We start from the raw sequence: 22510 nt of genomic DNA, 5'->3' as shown, positions 1-22510 counted from the left end.
GGTGCCGAGAGGCTCTCACTTGACCGGCTCCAGCTGCACGACGAGGGGGCGGTGATCGCTTCCCGCGCCGTCGAGCGAGGTCACGACGAGGGACCCCGTCGCCCGCCAGTGCTCGGACACCATGACGTGGTCGATGGGTGCGCCCACGAGCGGCGGGATCTCGGTCGTCCAGGTGCCGACGGACCCGTTCCCGGTCTCGAGCGCGGCGTCGCGGCACCGTCCCAGCGTGCCGCCGTCCATGCCGAGGCTCGTCATGTGGTCGACCGTGGCGTTGAAGTCGCCCGCCATGATGACGTTCGATCCGGCGCACTGGTCGGCCAGCCAGCGCAGATCGTCACGCCACGCCTGCATGTACTCGCGTCGGGGCGCGACGGCGTGGGCCGCGACGATGATGGGGCCGTCGCCGGCCGTCGGCATCGCGACGGCGCTCGGCACGGTCGAGGTGTTGCTCGAACCGTCGCGCGAGGATTCGATGACGGAGTAGTCCCCGAGTTCGGGTGAGATGAGGATCGTCGTCGAGCCGGCATCCCACTCGGCCGAGGGGTCGGCGGCGTGATGCGCCCACATGGGGTGACCGAGCTCGCGCATCGCGATCGCGACCTGCTCGCCGGTCTCGATCGTCGTCTCGGGAAGAGTGACGACGTCGGCCTCCATCGCGACGGCCAGCTGCGCGATGGCGTCCGGCCCCGTCGCGGGGCCGGCGGTGTTCCAGGTCAGGACGCGCACGCTCGTGTCGGTCGTCGGGGGCAGTTCCGTCACACCCAGACCGCGCGAGACGACCGTGACGCCCCCCGCGACGGCGGCCAGGGCCGAGACGACCGCGAGCGAGAGGGCGAAGGCGCGCAGCGGGCGGGCGATCGCGAGGAGGAGCGCGACGACGGTCGCCACGACGAAGGCGAGCACGAGAACGCTCCGGAACGAGATCAGCTGCGCGACGGGGAAGAACCGATCGACGCGGAAGAAGCCCGGCCACGTCAGAACCGCAGCCGCGATCGCGCACAGGACGGTCACCAGGACACCCAGCAGCCGAAACACGAACGCGACTCTATGTCAGGCTGCTGGGAGATCCGCGCACCCGTGCCGAGAGTCGGCCCGACGGATGCCGCCACCCCGACTACGCTCGGACAGGTGCAGGCGACGCGACGGTTCGAGGGTCCGAGTGACCTGCACCTGCACTCGACGCACTCCGACGGCACCGAGGCGCCGGCGCTCGTCCTGCAGGCCGCGCACCGTCACGGCCTGCGCACGGCGGCGCTGACCGACCATGACACGACGGCGGGGTGGGCGGAGGCGGCCGAAGCGGCGACGTCGCTGGGCATGACGTTCCTCCCCGGCATGGAGCTGTCGGCTCGCCACGAGTGGCGCAGCGTCCATATCCTGGCCTACCTCATCGATCCGGATGCCGCGGGCCTGCGGGCCATGACGGATCGCATCCGCTCGTCGCGGCTCGATCGCGCGCGCCTCATGGCCGATCGCATCGGGCGCGACTACGACCTGCACTGGGACGATATCCTCGCCCAGACGATCGACGGCGCGACGGTGGGTCGCCCGCACATCGCCGATGCCCTCGTCGCGCGAGGTTTCGTGCGGGACCGCACCGAGGCGTTCTCGAGCATCCTCAGTCCGCGCGGCGCGTATTACGTCGACCTGTACGCGCCGGATCCGGTCACGGCGGTCGAACTCGTCGTCGCTGCCGGGGGAGTGCCGATCATCGCCCACCCCGCGGGGCGGGCGGGGGTTCTTCCGCGTGCGCTGCTGCGTCGCATGCTCGACGCCGGTCTCGCGGGCTTCGAGCTGGGACACCGCGAGAACGTCGAGCCCGGCATCCGGATGCTGCGCCGGATCGTCGCGGACCGCGACCTCGTCGTGACGGGCTCGAGCGACTACCACGGCCTAGGCAAGCCCAATGTGCCGGGCGAGAACATGACGTCGGACGACATGGTGCAGCGCCTCATCGAGCTCGGAACGGGAAGCGCCCCCGTCCACCCCTGAGGGGGACGAGGCCGCTGCGGCAGGGCGAGGTCAGGCCAGCGCCCGTGCCTTGAGGTGCTCGTACTCCTCGTGCGAGATCGTCCCGGCATCCAGGAGCGACCTGGCCTTCGCGATCTCGTCGGCGGGACTGGAGCCCGCCACGTGCTTGATGTAGTCGTCCTGCGCGCGCTGGATCTGTCGCGCTTGCGTCGCGCTGCGCTCGGCCATCCCGCCGCCGCGGGCGATGAGGTAGACGAGGGCCGTGACGAACGGGAAGAAGATCAGGAAGAAGACCCACACGGCCTTCCACCACCCGCTCAGCTTGTGGTCACGGAAGAGGTCGGAGATGATCGCGAACAGCGCGAACAGGTACGCCACGAAGATGAAGGCCCACAGGAACCACCAGATGAGGTCCCAGAAGGAACCCCAGAAGCCCTGGTATTCGACGGTTTCGAAGAATCGCACGATCGTGCCTTTCTGACGGGGACGACGGCGCCCCTGCGCCGTCAGCGCTCACGATAGCGCGCCCTCGCGGGCCTCGTGGGCCCCGTGGGTAACGATCCGAGATCAGGCGTTCGCTGCGGGCGCCTGACCCGAGCGGGGCCCGCGGCGCCGACGGCGTCGCCGCGGCGACGGGTTGCCGTCGTGGTGCTCCTTGCCGCCGCCGTCGTGCGTTCCGGCGCCGTCCGCATCCCGCTCGGTGCCGGAGGCCTCGGCGGTGCTCTGTGCCGCGCCCGTCTCGCCGCCTTCGGCGAACGTCGCCCCGACCTTCTCGGACGAGTCGCGGCGGCGTCGGCGTCGACGGCTCGTGCCGACATCGGCCGCCCCCGCCTCGGCGGCGGCGTCGGCGGCCCGGGCCGGGCGCTGCGTCTTGACGGACTGGGTCTTCGGCGCCGTCGCGATGCGGCCCTTCGTTCCCTCGGGGATGTCGAGGTCGCTGTACAGGTGCGGGCTCGACGAGTAGGTCTCGACGGGCTCGGGCTGGCCGAACTCGAGGGCACGGTTGATGAGCGCCCACTTGTGCAGGTCGTCCCAGTCGACGAAGGTCACGGCGATTCCGGTCTTGCCCGCGCGGCCCGTGCGGCCGGCGCGGTGCAGGTAGGTCTTCTCGTCGTCGGGGATCGTGTGGTTGATGACGTGCGTCACATCGTCGACGTCGATGCCGCGCGCGGCGACGTCGGTCGCGATGAGCACGTCCTTCTTGCCGGCCTTGAACCCGGCCATCGAGCGCTCGCGCGCCTCCTGGCTCATGTCGCCGTGCACGGCGCCCGCGTTGAAGCCGCGGTCGTTGAGTTCGTCGACGAGCTTCTGCGCCGCGCGCTTGGTGCGCGTGAACACGACGGTCTTGCCGCGGCCCTCCGACTGGAGGATGCGCGCGATGATCTCGTCCTTGTCGAGCGAGTGCGCGCGGTAGACGAGGTGCTTGATGTTGGCCTGCGTGAGGCCCTCGTCGGGGTCCGTCGCGCGGATGTGGATGGGGTTGGTCATGAAGCGACGAGCGAGCGCGACGATGGGGCCCGGCATCGTGGCCGAGAACAGCTGCGTGTGGCGCACCGCGGGGACCTTCGAGAAGATCTTCTCGATGTCGGGGAGGAATCCCAGGTCGAGCATCTTGTCGGCCTCGTCGAGCACGACCTCGGTCGCGTTCGAGAGGTCCAGGAGCCGCTGGTTGTTGAGGTCGATGAGCCGGCCCGGTGTGCCGACGACGATCTGCGCACCGGCCTTGAGCTGCTCGATCTGACCTTCGTACGCCTTGCCGCCATAGATCGCGACGACGTTCGTCGAACGACCCGACGTCAGCATGTCGATGTCTTCGTAGACCTGGACGCACAGTTCGCGGGTCGGCACGACGATGAGCGCCTTGACACCGTGCTCGGGGTCCTTGCCCAGCCGCTGGACGACGGGGATGCCGAATCCGAACGTCTTGCCGGTTCCCGTCTTCGCCTGGCCGATGATGTCCTGGCCGGGAAGCCCGAGCGGAATCGTCTGCTCCTGGATGGGGAAGGCATCGACGATGCCCTTGGCCGCGAGGACATCGACGATGTCCTGATCGACGCCGAGTTCGGCGAAAGTCGTCACGATATGAGCCTGTCTGGCGGTGAGAAGCCGCCGGGATGAGTGGTCCACGCCCTTCACTCAGCCACAGGCGCGGGGGTCCCGATCCGTCGCCGGGACCCCTCAAGGATACCGACCGTGAGCCGGCGGGGCCGGCAGCCGTAGTCTTGTGGCGTGGTGAAGTGGTTCTGGCAGCGCAAGACACCCGCGACGAAAGCCCTCTCGCTCCGGGCGCGGGGTGACTTCGGCGGGGCGACGCGCGTCGACTTCGAGGAGCTCGCTCCGGACATCGACACGTTCCTCGGGCAGGCCGCGTATCTGCAGCTCGGGTTCTTCGAGACGCTCAGCGAGCTGATCGCGCTGACCCCCGAGCTCGCCGAGAAGGAATCGCTTTCGCGTGCGGCGGGCGCGGCGCTGACGAAGCACCAGGAGCTCGTCGCCGTCATCCGCGAACGAGGCGACGACCCGACGGCGATCATGCTGCCCTTCCGCGAGCCGCTCGACGCCTTCCGTCGGGCCACGCACGGCGGAAGACCGCAGGAGACCATGCTGTCGGTGCACATCACGGCCGGGATGCTCGACGACTTCTACCTGGCGCTCGCGTCGAGCTATGCCGAGACCGGACGCATCGTCGCGCGCATCCTGCAGGCCGATGACGACCGCCAGGCGATCGTGGACATCATCGGCGCCACGATCGAGAGCGACCCCGAATGGAAGTCGCTCCTGGCGATGTGGGGGCGACGGCTCGTCGGCGACACGCTGCTCATCGCGCGTGCCGCGCTGCGTCCGGGCGGCCTGCGCATCGCGGACGAGGAGAAGGTCGAGCCCGTGTTCACCGAGCTCATGGCGGCCCATTCGCGCCGCATGGACGCGATGGGCCTCGCGGCGTAGCCGCGCGGGGGGTCAGCCGATCTTCAGCCGCGTGCGGGCGCGCTCATCGTGCGCGAGACGCGTGCGGGCGAGGACGACCAGCGCCGGCCACACGACGACGGCGGGCACCACGAGCGCCGACAGCCAGGGCCACGGGGAGTCGATGCCGATCCCCGACCAGGTCAGGATCGTCCAGGCGAGGCCGGCCGCGGCGGCGCCGAGCATCGGGGCGACGACGACACCGCGCGTGGGACGGTCGCTGACGAGGAAGTGCAGGCCGACGCCGATGACCGCGCCGACGATGAGTGCGAGCAGGATCTGCATGGCCGTCAGGCGACGAATCCGACGCGGCGGGACTCTTCGGTGCCCACCTCGATGTAGGCCAGGCCTGCCGTGGGCACGATGTACGCATTGCCCTTGACGTCGGTGAAGGTGACGTGGGTCGCGGCCGCGTCGAGCGCGGCGGAGACGGACTTCTTGACGTCGGCGGCGGGCTCGTTCGTCTCGAACGTGAGCTCGCGTCCCGTGTTGGCGATGCCGATGCGGATCTCCACGTGAATGACCTCCTGCGTGCCGGGGCCGGTCCCCGGGGGCATGGCAACTCTACGACACCGCGCCGACGCTCCTCCGCGTCGCGCCGACGCTCTCGGCGAACGGGCGATGTCCGTGCCGCGCGCTAGCGTCGTGGTCATGGTTCCAGGGCAGGATGCCGCGTCGCCCGACGCGTCGCAGCGCGCCGTCGTCGAACTCGCTCTCGACGCGTCCGGCACCGTGGCCGGCATGCCCGGCAGCGGAAAGACGGCGACGCTCGTCGCGCGCGTCGGCGCGCTCGTCGCGCGCGGCGTCGACCCCGATGCGATCGTCGTGCTCACGCCGTCGCGGCAGACGGCGACCGCGCTGCGCGACCGTCTCGCGCTCGCCGTGGGGCGCGCGACGTCCGGACCGCTCGCGCGATCGGTCGCCTCCTTCGCGTTCCAGATCGTGCGCGCGGCATCCGTCACGGCGGGCGGCGAGCCGCCGCAGCTGCTCACCGGCGGCGATGAGGACCAGATCATCCACGACCTGCTCGAGGGCGACGCCGAAGACGAAGCGACCGGTCGCGCACGCTGGCCGGCGTGGCTCGATGCCGCAATCCGGTCGACGCCGGGCTTCCGCACCGAGGTGCGCACGTTCTTCGCCGAGTGCACGACGCTCGGGATCGACGCGCCCCGGCTGCAGGCGCTCGCCGAACGCGACGGCATCGACGTGTGGAGCTCGCTCGCGTCGTTCTTCCGGGAGTACCTCGACGTGCGCGCCGACATGCGCGGCGCGCACCGCGACGCGGCGGGCCTCGTGCGCGAAGCGGTCGGCCTGCTGCGCGAAGGCGTGCCCGGCCTCGACGCGGTCGACGGCATCCGTGTCGTGCTCGTCGACGACGCGCAAGAGCTCACGCTCGGCGGGGTCGAGCTCGTCGAGGCCCTGCGCGACCGCGACGTCGCCGTCCTCGCCTTCGGAGACCCCGATGTCGGATCGGGCGCCTTCCGCGGGGCGACCCCCGAGAACTTCGCCCGGCTCGCGTCGAGCCTGGGCGATCTGCACGTGCTCGAGACATGTCATCGCGGATCGAGCTGGCAGGCCGAGACCGTGCGGCGGGTGACGCAGCGCATCGGTGCCGTCGGGATCGTCGCGCACCGGGGCGGTCCCGGCACCGCCGAACCCGACGACTCGGTGCGCGCTCTGACGGTGCGCTCCGCGGCAGAGGAGTACGACGCGATCGCGCGGCTGCTGCGAGAGCGCCACGTGCACGACGGCGTCGCGTGGAGCCGCTGCGCCGTGATCGCCCACGACACGCGGCAGGTGACGGCCCTCGAGGCCGAGCTCGCCGCCCGCGACGTTCCCGCGCGGTCGGCGGGACCCGGGCGCGCGCTCGGCCTGCACCGCGCCGTACGAGACCTGCTGCGCCTGACCGAGATCGCGATGGACGGCGCATGGACCTTCGACGACGTCGCGGCGGTGCTCACGGGCGCCTACGGCGGCCTCGATGCGATCCAGCTGCGCCGCCTCATCTCGACTCTGCGCCACAGCGAGCTCGCGGTCGGCGGTGACCGGCCGGGTCGCGACCTGCTGCTGTCGGCGATGGTCCAGCCGATCGAGTTCGACCTGATCGACACGCGCGAAGCGCGGCGCGGCGCCGTGCTCGCGCGCACGCTGGCCGAGCTGCGCGCCGAGTTCGAACGCGGAGCGACGGCGCACGAACTGCTCTGGACGGCGTGGGAGCGCAGCGGTCTCGAACGCGGCTGGGGCGAGCTCGCGCGGGGGAGCGGCCCGTTGGCCGAGCAGGCCGACCGCGACCTCGATGCGCTCGTCGCGCTCTTCCAGACGGCGAAGCGATTCGTCGAGCGATCCCTCGACGCCGATCCGCGGGTCTTCGTGCGCGGCATCCTCGACACGGACGTCGCCGAAGACCGACTCGACGCGCCGAGCATCGACGACAGTGTGCGCATCCTCACCCCCGCGGGCTCGCTCGGGCTCGAGTTCGACACCGTCGTCGTGGCGGGCGTGCAGGAGAACGTCTGGCCCAACACGCGGCTGCGCGGCAGCCTGCTCGAGACGTGGCGGCTGGCCGGCGCGGCTCAGCGCGCGCCGGACGAGCCGGCCGGCACGGTCGATCGGCGCCGCGCCGCGATGCACGATGAGCTGCGTCTGCTCGCCCGTGCGCTGTCGCGCGCGACCGCGCGGGTCATCGTGACGGCCGTCGACGACGACGACACCGGACCGAGCCCCTTCTTCGAGCTGCTGCCTCCCGCCCAGCAGCACACGGTCGAGCATCCGCTGTCGCTGCGCGGCCTCGTCGCACGGCACCGCCGCACCCTCACGACGGCGCCGGGCTCGGCGGCATCCGATCACGCGGCACATCAGCTGGCGCTCCTCGCCGACGCGGGTGTCGCCGGCGCACATCCGCGGGAGTGGTTCGGCGTGAGGCCCGTCACCTCGGACGGTCCGCTGCGCGACCTCGCACGCGAGGACATCCGCGTCTCGCCGTCGCGTCTGCACGCCCTCGAGGAGTGCGAACTCAACTGGGTCATCGCCGACCTGGGCGGCGACCCCGGCGGCACGACGGCGGGCGTCGGCACGATCATCCACGCGGCTCTCGAACACGCCGAGTCGAATGACGAGACCGCCCTGTGGCGGCAGGTCGAGACGAGGTGGGGCGAGCTGTCGTTCGAGGCGGAATGGCGCGCACGGGCCGAGAAGGAGCGCGCGCGCGACCTCGTGCACAGACTGCACCTCTACCTGCGCCGCTTCGAAGACGCCGGTGGCGCGCTGATCAGCGCCGAGCCGCACTTCGAGGTGCCCGTCGACGTCGACGACGCCACGGGCGAGCACCGCGTGATCCTGTCGGGATACATCGACCGAGTCGAGCGCACACCAGAGGGCGAGGTAGTCATCGTCGACCTCAAGACGGGCAAGAACGAGCCGCAGACCGACGCGAAGGTCGTCGACAACCCGCAGCTGGCGGCGTACCAGCTGGCGTTCGAGGGCGGAGCGATCCCCGCCGCCGCGGGGCTGCCCCCCGGCGGCGCCCAGCTGCTCGTGCTGAAGCCCACATCCACCAGGGTCGACTACGCCACCCCGCGGCAGCCGCCGTTCGACGATGAGCGACGTGAGGCCTTCCTCGAGCGCGTGCGAGCGGCCGTCACGACGATGCGCGGCACGATGTTCGCGGCTCCCTTCGAAGAGCACTGCCGCGACGAGCACGCGTACGGGCTGTGCCGGATCCACACGATCGGCGCGGTGAGCGCGTCATGACGGCCCCCGCCGCGCCCGTGCTCTCGGCACGGGTCATCGCCGCCGCGCTGGGACAGTTCCCGCCGACCGATGAGCAGGCCGCCGTCATCGAGGCGCCGCTCGCCCCCGCGCTCGTCGTCGCCGGGGCCGGCAGCGGAAAGACCGAGACGATGGCCGGTCGCGTCGTCTGGCTCGTCGCGAACGGACTCGTGCGCCGGGACGAGGTGCTCGGGCTCACCTTCACGCGCAAGGCCGCCGGTGAGCTTTCCGAGCGCATCCAGCGTCGTCTCGCGCGGCTCGGCGAGTTCGAACGCCGGGGCCTTCTCCCGCATCTGCCCGCCCTGCACGCCGAAGGCCGACTCGACGTCTTCGGCCGGCTCGAGCGCGAGACTCCCGACGGCTCGCGCCGGACGCTGCTGCGCCTCGCGTCGCTGGACACGCTCGCGGCGGCGACGTCGGCGATGCCGCAGACGACCGACGACGACGCGCTGCTGGACCGGCCCACGGTCGCGACCTACAACAGCTTCGCCGACCAGATCGTGCGCGAGAATGCGCTGCGGATCGGGCGCGATTCCGAAGCGGCTGTGCTGTCGGAATCCGCCGCGTGGCTGCTCATGCGGCGCGTCGTGTTCGCCTCCGACGACCCGCGACTCGAGATGCGCGCCGAGGCGGTGCGCTCGATCATCGACGGCGCCCTGCGCATTGCGCGCGACGGCGTCGACAACCTCGTCGACTTCGACGATCTCGCCGCGTTCCCCGAGCGGTTCCGCACGGTCCTGCAGCTGCCGTCGACCCGCAAGGGCACGGTCGTCTACGCCGACGTCGCGCAGGCCGTCGAGAAGGTCGACGCGCTCGCACTCCTGGCAGACCTCGCCCGCGACTACGCCGCCGAGAAGCGGCGTCTGGGGGTCATCGACTTCTCCGACCAGGTCGCGGGGGCGCTCGAAGCCGTGCGCGCGCACCCCGTCGTGGCGCAGGATCTGCGCGATCGGTTCCGCGTGGTCCTGCTCGATGAGTATCAGGACACGTCGGTCGTGCAGACGGATCTGCTGTCGGGCGTCTTCGCGCAGACCGCCGTCATGGCCGTCGGCGACCCGCACCAGGCGATCTACGGGTGGCGCGGGGCCAGCGCCGGCAATCTCGGTGGCTTCGCCGAGGCGTTCGCCCGCGGGGACTGCGCGCGCTTCTCGCTCGCGACGAGCTGGCGCAACAGCACGTCCGTGCTCACCGCGGCCAACGCCGTGCTCGCGCCGCTCGCGGCGACGGCGCCTGTTCCCGTCGATGAGCTGCGTGCCCGACCGGCGGCACCGGAAGGAGCTGTCGAGCTCGTCTTCGAGGCCGACCTCGACAGCGAAGCCGAGAGCGTCGCGGCCTGGTTCGACCGGGTGCGGGCCGAACGCGCCGCGCGGGGGGACACGACGACCGGCGCCATCCTGTTCCGCAGCAAGAAGCACATGGTGCGCTTCGGCGACGCGCTCGGGCGACGCGGCATCCCGCACCGGATCCTGGGGCTCGGCGGTCTGCTCTCGACCCCCGAGGTCGTCGACGTCGTGAGCGCGCTGCGGGTTCTCAGCGACCCCGGGGCCGGCTCGTCGCTCATCCGGCTGCTCGCCGGACCGCGGTGGGGGATCGGCCTGCCCGACCTGCGTGAGCTCGCCGGCCTCGCGCGACGGATCGCCCGTCACGACGCCGCCCTGCAGCCGCTCGCGCCCGACGTGATCGCGGCGATCCGCGGCAGCGCGGCCGACGACGACGGGTCGCTCGTCGACGCCCTCGACTTCGTGCTGCGTCACAAGCCCGATCACGGATGGCTCGCCGGCTTCACCGCCGAAGCGCGTGAGCGACTGCGCGAGGCGGCCGCCGTCTTCGCAGGCCTGCGGCAGGCGGCCGGCATGCCGATCCCCGAGCTCGTGCGCCTGGTCGAGCGCGAACTGCGCCTCGATGTCGAACTGGCCGCCAACGAGGCGCGCGGCCCCGCCCGCATCGCCGCCGCGCAGCTGCGTGCCTTCGTCGACGAAGTGCACGCCTTCCTCGCCGCAGACGAGACCGGCTCGCTGTCGAGCCTGCTGGCATGGCTCGACCACGCCGAGCAGCTCGACGAGTTCGCGCCCCGGACCGAGCCGCCCGAGGACGACGTCGTGCAGCTGCTCACGATCCACGGCTCGAAAGGGCTCGAGTGGGATGCCGTCGCCGTCGTGCGCCTGGTGGCCGACGAGCTGCCCGGCACGTCGCGAGATGCCAAGGCGTGGCTCCGCTTCGGCATCCTGCCGTACGCGTTCCGCGGAGACGCGCGGTGGCTGCCCGTGCTGCCCTGGAGCAGCTGCGACACGCAGCAGGAGCTGAAGCAGGCGTACGACGAGTTCGTCGCGGCCAACAAGGCACGGCACCTCGAAGAGGAGCGTCGCCTGGCTTATGTCGCCGTCACGAGAGCACGGGAGCACCTGCTGCTCACCGGCGCGAGCTGGTCGGGCACGAAGCGGCCCCGGGCGTGCAGCACGTTCTATCTCGAGATCGCCGACGCGCTCGGTGCCGCCCGTCCCGACGACGAGATCGGCGACAACCCGTACGCGGGCGAGCGGCGACTGCTGCGCTGGCCCATCGACCCGCTCGGGTCGCGCCGGGACGTCGTCGAGCGCGCGGCGGGCGTGGCCCGTGCCGCCCTCGATGCTCCGCCGGCACGCCCCGACGACGATGTCGCACTGCTCCTGGCCGAGCGCGAGGCGCGGCGCGGGGCACCGGCACCCGTCGCACCCGTGCGGATCGCGGCATCCCGCTACAAGGACTTCGTGGCCGACTACGACGGCACGCTCGCCCGGCTCGCGCGGCCCATGCCCGAGCGGCCCTTCCGCCAGACGCGCCTCGGGACGCTCTTCCACGCGTGGGTCGAGCAGCGCTCGGGTCATGTCGGGCTGAGCGGCTCGATCGACGATGCGCTGTGGGAGACCGACGACGAGCTCCCCGACACGCAGGCCTCCGCCGAAGACGCCGACGCGCTCGCGGCGCTGCGCGAACGGTTCCTGGCATCGGAGTGGGCGCCGCTGCAGCCGCTCGAGGTCGAGACCGAGATCGACTTCACCGAGTCCGACCTCGACGGGCGTCCGCACGTCATCATCTGCAAGCTCGACGCCGTGTACCGACGCGGCGATCGCATCGAGATCGTCGACTGGAAGACGGGCGTCTCGCCGCGCACGGAGGCCGAGCGACGTGAACGGATGCTGCAGCTCGAGCTGTACCGTCGCGCCTACCACGCCAAGCACGGGGTGCCGATGGAACGGATCGACGTCGTGCTGTACTACGTCTCGGACGGCGTCATCCTGCGCGGGTGAGTCCCGCGATCAGTCCGCGAGCCAGCGGCGCAGCGCGGCGTCGGATGCGCGCTCCGCGTCGGCGACCGCATCGCCGTCGTCCGCGCGGCGCGGCGTGACATCGACGGGTCCCGTCGAGACGTCGTCGGGGGTCCACTCCATCCCACCGGATGACGCCGGCTCGTCGGCATCCGCGTCGGAATCCGTCTCGGCGGCGTCCGTGTCTCGTGGCGCCTCGTCGTCTTCGTCGGCGATCCACTGCGACAGCTGCTCGGGATCGTAGGCGTCGGTCTGCATCGAGGTGTCGACGGGCACGGCGGATGCCGCGGGCATGCGATCGAGCAGGGCGATCGCATCGTCGACGTCGAGGTGCCCGTCGGCGACGAGGTCTTCGGCGCCGACACTCGCCGCGAGCGAATCGAGCAGTGCGGAGGCATCGTCCACGATGTCGGGGCGCTCGGATTCGTGGCCATGGATGAGCCACTTCGCGAACTCGAGCTCGGCGTACAGTCGTGCGCGTTCGCGCACACGGGCATCCGGGGCGCGTTCGCTGTGCGCCGTGTAGGCCGCGTAGACGTCGTCGGCTGCGGCGGGCGCCGTGGCGAGCCACTGCAGATCGATCGCGGGGTCACCCACCGCCAGACCGTGCCACTCGAGCAGACCCGTGACGCGAGGGGCGTCGTCGACATCTTCGAAGAGGAACGACGCCGACCCGATGCCGCCGAGCACGACGGCCGATTCGAAATGCCACAGCTCCTCTGCCGTCAGCGCGCGCCGCCAGCGGTCCGCGAGCGCAGGCGGGAGCACGTCCGTCGCGATGGCGCGGTCGACGAGGCGGGAGACGTCGTCGCGCACCTGGGCGGGAGTGCGTACGGGAAGCCCCTCGGTGCGCACGACCGACGTGGGCAGCGAATGCACGGCCGCGAGCGCTTCGCCGAGCGACGTGGCAGCACCTCGCCCCGCGGGAAGATGCCCCGGGTCGACGCGATACCCGGGGAGGAAGTCGACGACGGCGACCCGTTCACCGTCGAGCGCCGTCTCGCCCAGCAGCTCGGGGGCGCGAAACGGCAACAGGTTGCGCACTCCGGGCGTCAGCGCGCGGAGCGCGCGCGCCTCGGCGGCGAGCTCGGCACCGGCCGCGGGCTCGGTCGGAACACGGACGACGACGCGCCGACCGTCCTCGAGATCGGCGACGGCGGTGTCGTATCGACCGCCCGCGCCCTCGGTCAGCGTGCCCACTCCGACGACGCCGACCCGGGGAAGAGCCGACGTTATGGACGCGGCTAGAGTGAACGGAGAGCGTGCCATGTGCCCAGGTTAGGTGGGGCGCGCCGGGCCGTCCTCGCGCCACGCCCGCACACCACGACCCGGTGTCCGGTGGCCACGGTCTGCGAACAGATGTGAAGGGGCCTGCATGACGGTGCGCGATGTGCGTGACGGAGCCCTCGACCGGTCCGCCCACGAGCGCGCTGTCCCCGGTCTCATCGACGACGCGCGAGCCGACCCCGCGACGCGCGTGCTCGTCGTCGCGGGAGACGCGGCGCCGCTGGCCGGCCCCGATCGACTGCACTGGGTCGCCGCCGATGCCGCTCCGCACGGTGCGGAGTGGGGCTTCATCGGCCGTGCGTCCGACGGCGCCGCGCTGCTCGCCGCGGCCGTCGAACCCGCCGAGCTCGACCCGTTCGACGCGCCGCAGGGCTGGGCCGGCCTGCGCACCGCCGGCGGCGCTCTCGCGGGAGAAGACGCGGACGCGTTCGTCGCGGCGGTGAGCCTCGGCCGGTGGCTGCGCGAAGCGCCGCACTGTCCCGCCTGCGGCGCACGGTGCGATGTCGAGAACGCGGGCTGGTCGCGACGCTGTCCCGGGTGCGCACGTGAGCACTTCCCGCGCACCGACCCCGCCGTCATCGTCGCCGTCACGAGTGCGACCGACGCCGAGCGCGTGCTGCTCGGCTCGAACGCACTGTGGAGCGCCGACCGCTTCTCGTGCTTCGCCGGGTTCGCCGAGGCGGGGGAGTCGCTCGAAGCGGCCGTGCACCGCGAAGTGCGCGAGGAGTCCGGCGTCGACGTCGTCGACGTGCGCTACCGCGGTTCGCAGGCGTGGCCGTACCCGCGTTCGCTCATGCTCGGCTTCTTCGCGACGGCCGTCGACGACGACGCGGCGCTCGCCGACGGCGAGGAGATCGCGGCTGTGCGCTGGTTCACGCGTGACGAGGTCGGCGACGCGCTCGCCGGCCGCAGCGAGATCCTGCTGCCGGGGCCCGCCTCGATCGCCCATCGCCTCATCAGCGGCTGGCACGGGGGCCGGTCGTGACCGATCGCGCGCTGGAGGGACTCGACGACCGGCAGCGCGAAGCCGTCACGACGCTGCGGGGTCCCGTCGCGGTGCTCGCGGGTGCCGGCACGGGAAAGACCCGGGTCATCACGCATCGCATCGCTCACGGCGTCGACGTCGGGGCGTACTCGCCCGGGCGCGTCATGGCGGTGACCTTCACGGCCAAGGCAGCGGGCGAGATGCGCGGGCGGCTGCGAGCCCTCGGAGTCGAGGGCGTCGCGGCCCGCACGTTCCACGCGGCGGCGCTGGCGCAGTTGAACTTCTTCTGGCCGACTCTCGCCGGGGACACCATGCCGCGGATCGTCGACAACAAGGTGCGTCTGCTCGCACATGCCGCCGACGGCATCGGGCTCGATCTGGACACGCCCACGCTGCGGGACGTCGCCTCCGAGATCGAGTGGCGCAAGGTCACGATGCGCTCGACGCACCAGTACGCCGCCGCTCGCCCTCGTGGTGTCGGCCGGCTGCCGGTGGATCGGGTCATCGATCTGCAGCGCGCGTACGAGCGACTCAAAGACGAGCGGCGCCAGATCGACTTCGAAGACGTCCTGCTCTCGTGCGCGGGCATGCTCGAGGCCGAGCCGCAGGTCGCGCGGGCGGTGCACGAGCAGTATCGGCATTTCACCGTCGACGAGTTCCAGGACGTCTCGCCCCTGCAGCATCGGCTGCTCGAACTGTGGCTGGGCGAGCGCAAGGATCTGTGCGTCGTCGGCGACGCGAGCCAGACGATCTACTCGTTCACGGGTGCCGAGGCGAAGTACCTCCTCGAGTTCGAGAGCAGGCATGCCGATGCCACTGTCGTGCGGCTCGAGACGAACTACCGATCGGATGCCGCGATCCTCGCGGTCGCGAACGCGCTCATGCGCGGTCGTCCCGGCGCACTGCACCTGACCGCCGCCGAGCGTGCCGCCGCCGAGGGACCTGCACCGACCGTGACGGAGTACCCGGACGACCAGTCCGAGGCGCGCGGTGTCGCAGCCCGCGTCCGCGCGCAGCTTCAGGACGGCGTCGACCCGCGCGGGATCGCCGTGCTCTATCGCGCGCACGCCCAATCGGCGGAGATCAGCCGCGCCCTCGCCGACGCCGGTGTCGCGGTGACGGTGCTCGGCGGTCGTCGCTTCTTCGACCTGCCCGAAGTGCGCCAGGCGATCATGGAGCTGCGTGCGGCGACGGTCGCGCCGATCGCGACGGGTTTCGTCGACACCGTCCGCGACATCCTGCGCTCACGCGGGCTCACCGACGATCCGCCCGAAGCGGGGGGTGCTCTGCGCGATGCGTGGGAGGCGCGTGCCGCCGTGCTGCGACTGGCCGAGGAAGCACCCGCGACGACGACGCTGCGCGCCTTCACCGACGAGCTCATGGCGCGTGCGCGCACGCACGACGAACCCGCCCTGCGCACCGTGACCCTCGCGACGCTGCACGCCGCGAAGGGCCTCGAGTGGGACCACGTGCATCTCGTGGGGGTGGCCGAGGGTCAGCTTCCGATCAGCTACGCGACGACCTTCGAGCAGGTCGACGAGGAGCGACGGCTCGCCTACGTCGGCATCACGCGGGCCGCGCGTACGCTCGCTCTGTCGTGGGCGCGGGGGCACCGGAACCGGCAGCCCTCGCGGTTCCTGCGAGAGATCGGCAGCGGCACTCTGCGTGCGGTCGATGCATCCGGATCTCGCGGTGCGCGCGGTCGCGGTGCAGCACCAGCGAGGTCGTCGACGAGCGCTCCGGGTGCCGGGCATCCTCGCGGATGAGGTGCATGACCGCGATGCCCGCCTCGAGGGCGAGACTGCCCGCGATCGCGGGCGCCGCGCGGTGAGCGAGCTGGGCTGCGACGGCGGGCCAGGCGGCGTCCGCATCGCGCCGATGCGCCGCCAGGCATGACGTGCACGGTGTGCGCCCGGGAGTGACGAGCGGCCCGACGTCGGCCCCGTGTCCCGAGAAGACGATCGGCACGTGTCGCACGTCGGCGGACATGAACCCGCTCACGAGGCGGGGCTCGACGGCGTGATGCGCGATGACGACGGCGATGTCGGGCGGTTCGGCCGCGGGGTCGTCGACGATCTGCACTCCGGTCGACGCGAGACCCCTCGTGACAGCCGCGACGAGAGCGGAGTCGAACACCGGTGACGGTGCGAGGACGGCGCGCACGCGCAGGAGCGGCCCGTCGGCGATGAGCACGGGTCGCAGCACGTCGAGCAGCGCGCTCGCCCCGCCCTCCGGCGCCCCGAGCGCGAGGGCGACGGGATCGACCGCCGAATCGGGGATGCCGATCTCGAGTTCGCGCACGAGCCGTTCCTGCCACGGGACGGTGTCGGTGAGGATCGCGCGCGCATCGGCACCGAACTGCAGGGTCGAGGGGGTGCGCCACACAGGCGGATGCGCGGGATCGAGACGGAGCATGACGAGATCATGCCGCGCCACGCCGTCGCGCGGGCGGTAATCCACAGGCCGGCGCCCCTGGGGAGGAGCCGATCGACTCAGACCGGCTGATTGTCCTCGGGGGTGCCGTCTTCGGGAGCGTCGTCGCCGGGAGTGCCGTTCTCGGCCTCCTCGCCCGCGAGAAGTCGCTCGAGCGCGTCATCCATCTCGTCGCGGGCGGGTGCTTCTCCTCGCGCGCGGGCCTCGAGCCGCGCGACGAGACCGGCGGGGTCGTCGATGTCCTCGGCGGTGGGCATGAGGTCGGGATAGTCCCACAGGGCGTCGCGAGCGGCGACGCCGACGGCGTCCGTCACGGCGCGCCACATCGCGGCGGCTTCGCGCATGCGGCGCGGCCGCAGTTCGAGACCCACGAGTGAACCCAGTGCCCGTTCGGCCGGTCCGCCGACGGCACGCCGACGACGGACGACCTCGGAGATCCGGTCGGCGGAGGGCAGGCGTGCGAGCGCGTTCTCGGTCACGACATCGACCCAGCCCTCGATCGTCGCGAGCAGGTTCTCGAGCCGGGTGAGGGCGGCGGTCTGGGCCTCGGAGCGCTGGGGCAGCAGCGCGCCGCTCTCGATGGCCTGACGCAGTTCGTCGGGTTGGGCGGGGTCGAAACGCGCCGCGAGCTCTTCGAGCGCGTCGGTGTCGACGTGCACCCCCCGGGCGAACTCGGTCACCTGCGAGATGACGTGCAGGCGCAGCCAACGCGCGTGCCGGAAGAGCCGTGCGTGGGCGAGCTCACGCGTCGCGACGAAGAGTGCGAGCTGGTCGTGGGGGATCTCGAGATCGCGGCCGAAATCGGCGAAGTTCTGCGGCAGGATGGCGGCGTCGCCATCGGGCATGAGGGGAATGCCGACATCGCCGCCGGACACGACCTCTTTCGACAGGTTGCCGACGACCTGGCCGAGCTGCGCCGCGAAGAGCGACCCGCCCACGAGGCGCATGAGCTTGCCAGCGCCCTGGATCATGCTCTGCATGTCATCGGGCGCCTGCTCGCTGAGTGCCGAGGTCATCGCGTCGGCCATGCTCGTCGCGACGGGCGCGGCGAGCTCCTGCCAGACCGGGAGCGTGGCCTCGACCCATGCGCCCCGCGTGATCGCGCGCGCGGGAGCGGCGAGATCCGAGATCGTCGTCGCCTCGCTCAGCCACAGCGTCGCGAGCGCGAACGCCTGGTCGAGATCCGTGCGCTCTCCGGTCGTGACACCGAGGCCGTCCTGGTTGGCGATGTGCAGGGCCTGGCGCCGGGCGGCATCCCAGGAGATGCCGTCGTCCTCGCCGCCTTCGAAAGCGCCCTGCAGGTGGCGCATGACCATCTGCATCATGGCCGGATCGATCTGCATGCCGGTGAGCCGGGAGAGCTGTTCGGGGTCGAAGTCGACGCCCTGACCTCCGAACAGCTGACGCAGCAGCTCCTGCAGATCGTCTTCGGGGTTGCGGTCGTCGTCTGACACTTCAGGCGCCTTTCAGCCGGTTCATGACGTCAGGATCTACGCTAGTCGCAGCATCCCCTCGCACTCCCCGGCAGCACGCTGAACGCCTTACGCCGGTCGCGAACGACCAGGCACAGGAAGGTTCCGCCGTGGCGCTCTTCGACGAGAACGTCTCGATCCGTCCCCGCCGCCGTCGCATGACGCGCGGTGTCCTCGCGGGTCTGTGGGCGCTCGCCCTCGCGATGGTCGTGCTGCTCGTGCTGACCTTCCTGCCGACCTCGTACGTCGTGCAGCGCCCGGGGCCGGTATACAACACGCTCGGGACGGCGTCGACCGCCGACGGTGAAGAGGTGCCTCTCATCTCGGTCGACGGGGCCGAGACCCACGAGACCTCCGGTGCGCTGGATCTGCTCACCGTCCAGGTCGTCGGCAACCGCGAGAGAACGCCGTCGTGGTTCGAGCTCGCGGTGGCCTGGTTCGACCAGACACGGGCGGTTCTGCCGATCGATTCGGTCTTCCCAGCGGGGCAGACGAGTGAGGAGCGCACCGAGGAGAGCGCCGCGCTCATGGTCGACTCGCAGCAGGAGGCCACCGCGGCGGCCCTGATCGAGCTGGGCTACGACGTCGGGCGAACGCTGCTCGTGCACGCGATCGCTCCCGACTCGGCCGCCGAGGGCGTCCTCGAGGTCGGGGACGTCATCGTGAGCGCCGACGGCGAGCCGGTGGCCGATGCCGCGGCACTGCGCGCCCTCGTGGAGTCGGGCGACGGTGCGACGATGACGCTCGAGATCGAACGCGACGGGGCGCAGCGCACGGTGCGGCTCACTCCGCGTGAGACGGCGGGCGCCGAAGGCGCCGTGTGGCGCATCGGGGTCACCCTGACCAATGAGTACGAGTTCCCCTTCGACGTCACGATCCAGATCGACAACGTCGGCGGGCCCAGCGCGGGAATGATGTTCGCGCTCGGCATCATCGACGTCCTCACGCCGGGGGAGCTCACCGGCGGCGAGAGCTTCGCCGGCACGGGCACCATCTCGGCCGAGGGGACGGTCGGTCCGATCGGCGGCATCCGTCAGAAGATGTGGGGCGCGCTCGATGCCGGCGCCGACTGGTTCCTCGCGCCGCAGTCCAACTGCGGCGAGGTCATGGGCCACGTGCCGGATGGTCTGCGGGTCTTCTCGGTCGCGACGCTCGACGACGCCCTCGACGTGCTCGAGGCCGTCCGCGAGGACGGCGACCTCGACGCGCTGCCGACCTGCACGACCGGCTGAGCGGCCTCGCCGTGGCGGACTCGGCGAAACCCCAGAATCCTGCCGCGTAGGATGGGGAGGTGACCACGACCTCAGCGCCGAACCAGGCCACGCCCCCCCGCTCCCGCCGGATCATCGCGATCTCGCTCGCCATCATCGCCGCCTTGGTGGTGGCGTTCTTCGTCTTCGCGAACCTGTACTCCGAATGGCTGTGGTTCGAGCAGCTCGGATTCGACGGTGTCCTCCTCACGGAGTGGACCGCGCGCGTCATCATGTTCGTCGTCGGATTCCTCGGCATGGCGGTGCCGGTGTGGGGAGCGATCCAGCTCGCCTACCGGCTGCGGCCCGTCTACGCGCGCCTGAGCTCGCAGCTCGACCGCTATCAGGAAGTGGTCGAGCCGCTGCGTCGGCTCGCGATGTGGGGGATCCCGATCTTCTTCGGCTTCTTCGCCGGCTTCTCCGCGTCGGCGCAGTGGCAGACCACGTGGATGTGGATCAACGGCGTCGCGACGGCCGACAGCGACCCGCAGTTCGGGCTCGACTCGGGCTTCTACATGTTCGCGCTGCCCTTCTACGCCGCCGTCGTGGGCTTCGTCTCGGCGACCCTGCTCATCTGCCTGCTCGTCACCGCGCTCGTGTCGTACCTGTACGGCTCGGTGCGCATCGGGCAGAAGGAGCTGCGCATCTCGAAGTCCGCGCGCATCCAGCTCGCCGTCCTCGCGGGTCTCTACCTGCTCGTCCAGGGCGTCAGCCTGTGGATCGACCGCTATCTGACTCTCGTGCAGCCCGGCGCCGGCGGGCGGATCACGGGCCCCGGGTACACCGAGGTCAACGCCGTCATCCAGGGTCAGATGATCCTCGCGATCGTCGCCGTGATCGTCGCGATCCTGTTCTTCGTCACGGCCGTCATCGGCCGCTGGCGCTTCCCCCTCATCGGCACGGCGCTGCTCGTGGTCGTCGCCATCGTGCTGGGCGTCGGCTACCCGTGGGTCGTCACGACCTTCCAGGTGCAGCCCAACCAGGCCGCGTACGAGCGCGAGTACTATCAGCGCAACCTCGAGGGCACGAAGGCCGCGTACGGGATCGACGAACTCGAGAAGACCGAATTCTCCGCCGAGACGACCGCCGACGCGGGTCAGCTGCGCGCCGACGCCGCCACCACGACGCAGATCCGCATCATGGACCCCGCCATCATCGGCCCGACGGTGCGCCAGCTCGAGCAGTACCGTCCGTACTACCAGTTCCAGAACCCCCTCGACGTCGACCGCTACGAGATCGACGGTGAGATGCAGGACACGATCGTGTCGGTCCGCGAGCTGAACATCGATCAGCTCGGCGCCGGATCCTCGTGGGTCAACGAGACGCTCGTCTACACCCACGGCTACGGCATGATCGCGGCAGCCGGCAACGAGCGCACGGTCGACGGAAACCCCGTCTTCCTCGAGCGCGGCATCCCGGCGGCGGGCTTCCTCTCGGACAACCCGGACTTCCAGCCGCGCGTGTACTTCGGCGAGTCGTCGCCGCCCTACTCGATCGTCGGCGCGCCCGAGGGCACCGACCCGATCGAGCTCGACTACCCGTCGGGCAGCGACGGCAACGCGGGACCGCGCACGACGTTCGACGGCGACGGCGGACCCTCGGTCGGCAACGTCTTCAACCGCCTCATCTACGCGCTGAAGTTCCAGTCCGAGCAGATCCTCTTCGCCGACGGCGTGAACGCCGAGTCGCAGATCCTCTACGACCGCGACCCGCTCACGCGCGTGTCGAAGGTCGCCCCGTATCTCGAGCTCGACCGCGACCCGTACCCCACGGTCGTGGACGGACGCATCAAGTGGGTCGTGGACGGCTACACGCTGAGCTCGAACTACCCGTATTCGACGACCGTGTCGCTGTCGGACGCGATCGCCGACTCGAACAACACGCAGCCGCGCTTCGCGCTCGATGACATCAACTACATCCGCAACTCGGTCAAGGCGACCGTCGACGCCTACGACGGCTCGGTCACGCTGTACGCGTGGGAGCCGGAAGACCCCGTGCTGCAGACGTGGCAGAACGTCTACCCGACCGAGGTCAAGCCGATCGCGGACATGCCGGCCGATCTCATCTCGCACGTGCGGTACCCCACCGACCTGTTCAAGGTGCAGCGCGCGATGCTGCAGGTGTACCACGTCGACGACGCGCAGTCGTTCTACGAGCGTGACAACGCCTGGGCGACCCCGGCCGACCCGCAGAACGAGAACGCCCTGCAGCCGCCGTACTACCTGACGATGCAGATGCCGGGCCAGGACGACCCGTCGTTCTCGATGTTCACGACCTTCATCCCGTCGTCTTCGACGGGGGCCGAGAGTCGGAACGTCCTGATGGGGTACCTCGCGGCCGATTCCAACGCGGGCGGTGAAGCGGGCAAGAAGGGCGAGAACTACGGCAAGCTGCGGATGCTGGAGATCGCGGCCGAGACGACGGTGCCCGGCCCCGGCCAGGTGCAGAACCGGTTCGACTCGGATCCCACGGTGTCGCAGCAGATCAACGTGCTCACGATCGGCCAGTCCGAAGTGCTCAACGGAAACCTGCTGACCCTGCCCGTCGGCGGTGGACTGCTCTATGTGCAGCCCGTCTTCGTGCAGGCGGCCGAGGGCACCCAGCTGCCGCAGCTGCGCAAGGTGCTCGTCGCGTTCGGCGATGACATCGCCTTCGAGGACACGCTGAGCGAAGCACTCGACTCGCTGTTCGGTGGCGATTCGGGTGCGACGACGGGTGACGGCGAGGTCGTGCCCGACGAGGGCGAGACCCCCGCTCCGACACCCACCCCGACGCCGAGCCCGACCGAGCCCGGCACCGAGCAGCCCGCGCCGACGCCGCCGGCAGGCGACTACGCCACGGCACTCGAAGAGGCCCGTCAGGCCATGATCGACCGCAACACGGCGCTGCAGGCCGGCGACCTCGCCGCCTTCGCCGAGGCGGATGAGCGACTGACCGCCGCCGTCGAGAAGCTCATCGCCTTCGGCGAACGCTGATCGCACGAAGAACGCCCCCGCCTCACCGGCGGGGGCGTTCTTCGTCGTGTGGTTCGTCACGCTCGCCGGGCTGCGCCGACCCTGATGGTCGCGGGCGGCC

At 71.2% G+C, this 22510-nt stretch carries 15 protein-coding genes; 8 read left to right on the top strand and 7 right to left on the bottom strand.

What is annotated here, in order from left to right:
- Positions 1-15: 15 nt before the first annotated feature.
- Entirely contained in the window at positions 16-1035 is a 1020-nt protein-coding gene (locus ACWIBS_RS00665) for an endonuclease/exonuclease/phosphatase family protein (RefSeq protein ID WP_376128361.1), read from the bottom strand.
- 93 nt (positions 1036-1128) lie between these two features.
- On the opposite strand from ACWIBS_RS00665, the gene ACWIBS_RS00660 reads away from it, so the two are divergent.
- Positions 1129-1992, top strand: coding sequence for a PHP domain-containing protein (locus ACWIBS_RS00660; protein WP_376128363.1), 864 nt, complete (start codon positions 1129-1131; stop codon positions 1990-1992).
- 30 nt (positions 1993-2022) lie between these two features.
- On the opposite strand, the gene ACWIBS_RS00655 is transcribed toward ACWIBS_RS00660, so the two are convergent.
- Positions 2023-2436 (bottom strand): SHOCT domain-containing protein, encoded by a 414-nt coding sequence (locus ACWIBS_RS00655; protein ID WP_376128364.1) that lies wholly within the window; start codon positions 2434-2436, stop codon positions 2023-2025.
- A 102-nt stretch (positions 2437-2538) separates the two neighbouring features.
- Positions 2539-4050: a DEAD/DEAH box helicase gene (locus tag ACWIBS_RS00650; protein ID WP_376128366.1), complete on the bottom strand. Its 1512-nt coding sequence runs from the start codon at positions 4048-4050 to the stop codon at positions 2539-2541.
- 150 nt (positions 4051-4200) lie between these two features.
- Between ACWIBS_RS00650 and ACWIBS_RS00645 the strand changes: the two genes are divergently transcribed.
- Positions 4201-4917, top strand: coding sequence for a ferritin-like fold-containing protein (locus tag ACWIBS_RS00645; protein WP_376128368.1), 717 nt, complete (start codon positions 4201-4203; stop codon positions 4915-4917).
- A 12-nt stretch (positions 4918-4929) separates the two neighbouring features.
- On the opposite strand, the gene ACWIBS_RS00640 is transcribed toward ACWIBS_RS00645, so the two are convergent.
- On the bottom strand, positions 4930-5220 hold the full coding sequence (locus tag ACWIBS_RS00640) for a hypothetical protein (RefSeq protein WP_376128369.1): 291 nt from the start codon (positions 5218-5220) through the stop codon (positions 4930-4932).
- 5 nt (positions 5221-5225) lie between these two features.
- On the bottom strand, positions 5226-5450 hold the full coding sequence (locus tag ACWIBS_RS00635) for a DUF3107 domain-containing protein (RefSeq protein WP_376128411.1): 225 nt from the start codon (positions 5448-5450) through the stop codon (positions 5226-5228).
- Positions 5451-5586: 136 nt separating this feature from the next.
- On the opposite strand from ACWIBS_RS00635, the gene ACWIBS_RS00630 reads away from it, so the two are divergent.
- On the top strand, positions 5587-8685 hold the full coding sequence (locus tag ACWIBS_RS00630) for an ATP-dependent helicase (RefSeq protein ID WP_376128371.1): 3099 nt from the start codon (positions 5587-5589) through the stop codon (positions 8683-8685).
- Positions 8682-11990, top strand: a complete 3309-nt coding sequence (locus tag ACWIBS_RS00625) for an ATP-dependent DNA helicase (protein ID WP_376128373.1) — start codon at positions 8682-8684, stop codon at positions 11988-11990. The genes ACWIBS_RS00630 and ACWIBS_RS00625 overlap by 4 nt, the downstream gene beginning before the upstream one ends.
- A 9-nt stretch (positions 11991-11999) precedes the next feature.
- Here the strand turns inward: ACWIBS_RS00625 and ACWIBS_RS00620 are convergent, their stop codons facing one another.
- Entirely contained in the window at positions 12000-13277 is a 1278-nt protein-coding gene (locus ACWIBS_RS00620) for a phosphotransferase (RefSeq protein WP_376128375.1), read from the bottom strand.
- Positions 13278-13383: 106 nt separating this feature from the next.
- Here ACWIBS_RS00620 and nudC point away from each other — a divergent pair, with 106 nt between their 5' ends.
- Together nudC and ACWIBS_RS00610 are read left to right on the top strand one after the other, a co-directional pair.
- Positions 13384-14280, top strand: coding sequence for an NAD(+) diphosphatase (gene nudC, locus ACWIBS_RS00615; protein WP_376128377.1), 897 nt, complete (start codon positions 13384-13386; stop codon positions 14278-14280).
- The gene (locus tag ACWIBS_RS00610; protein ID WP_376128379.1) at positions 14277-16046 is read left to right on the top strand and encodes an ATP-dependent helicase; all 1770 of its coding nucleotides are present in this window, start codon (positions 14277-14279) and stop codon (positions 16044-16046) included. Before nudC ends, ACWIBS_RS00610 begins: the two co-directional genes overlap by 4 nt.
- 726 nt (positions 16047-16772) lie before the next feature.
- Here ACWIBS_RS00610 and ACWIBS_RS00605 read toward each other — a convergent pair.
- Positions 16773-18167, bottom strand: a complete 1395-nt coding sequence (locus tag ACWIBS_RS00605) for a zinc-dependent metalloprotease (protein WP_376128381.1) — start codon at positions 18165-18167, stop codon at positions 16773-16775.
- A gap of 128 nt (positions 18168-18295) precedes the next feature.
- Here ACWIBS_RS00605 and ACWIBS_RS00600 point away from each other — a divergent pair, with 128 nt between their 5' ends.
- Both ACWIBS_RS00600 and ACWIBS_RS00595 read left to right on the top strand, forming a co-directional pair.
- Positions 18296-19417 (top strand): YlbL family protein, encoded by a 1122-nt coding sequence (locus ACWIBS_RS00600; protein WP_376128382.1) that lies wholly within the window; start codon positions 18296-18298, stop codon positions 19415-19417.
- Positions 19418-19476: 59 nt separating this feature from the next.
- Positions 19477-22410: a UPF0182 family membrane protein gene (locus ACWIBS_RS00595; RefSeq protein ID WP_376128384.1), complete on the top strand. Its 2934-nt coding sequence runs from the start codon at positions 19477-19479 to the stop codon at positions 22408-22410.
- Positions 22411-22510: the final 100 nt, after the last annotated feature.

It is taken from the genome of Microbacterium sp. NPDC055442, assembly GCF_053644215.1.
This window is presented reverse-complemented; position numbering and strand designations above follow the sequence as displayed.

Coding starts and splice junctions, on each gene's coding strand:
- ACWIBS_RS00630 (WP_376128371.1), top strand. CDS start 5,587: ATGGTTCCAGGGCAGGATGCCGCGTCGCCCGACGCGTCGCAGCGCGCC.
- ACWIBS_RS00640 (WP_376128369.1), bottom strand. CDS start 5,220: ATGCAGATCCTGCTCGCACTCATCGTCGGCGCGGTCATCGGCGTCGGC.
- nudC (WP_376128377.1), top strand. CDS start 13,384: ATGACGGTGCGCGATGTGCGTGACGGAGCCCTCGACCGGTCCGCCCAC.
- ACWIBS_RS00620 (WP_376128375.1), bottom strand. CDS start 13,277: ATGGCACGCTCTCCGTTCACTCTAGCCGCGTCCATAACGTCGGCTCTT.
- ACWIBS_RS00625 (WP_376128373.1), top strand. CDS start 8,682: ATGACGGCCCCCGCCGCGCCCGTGCTCTCGGCACGGGTCATCGCCGCC.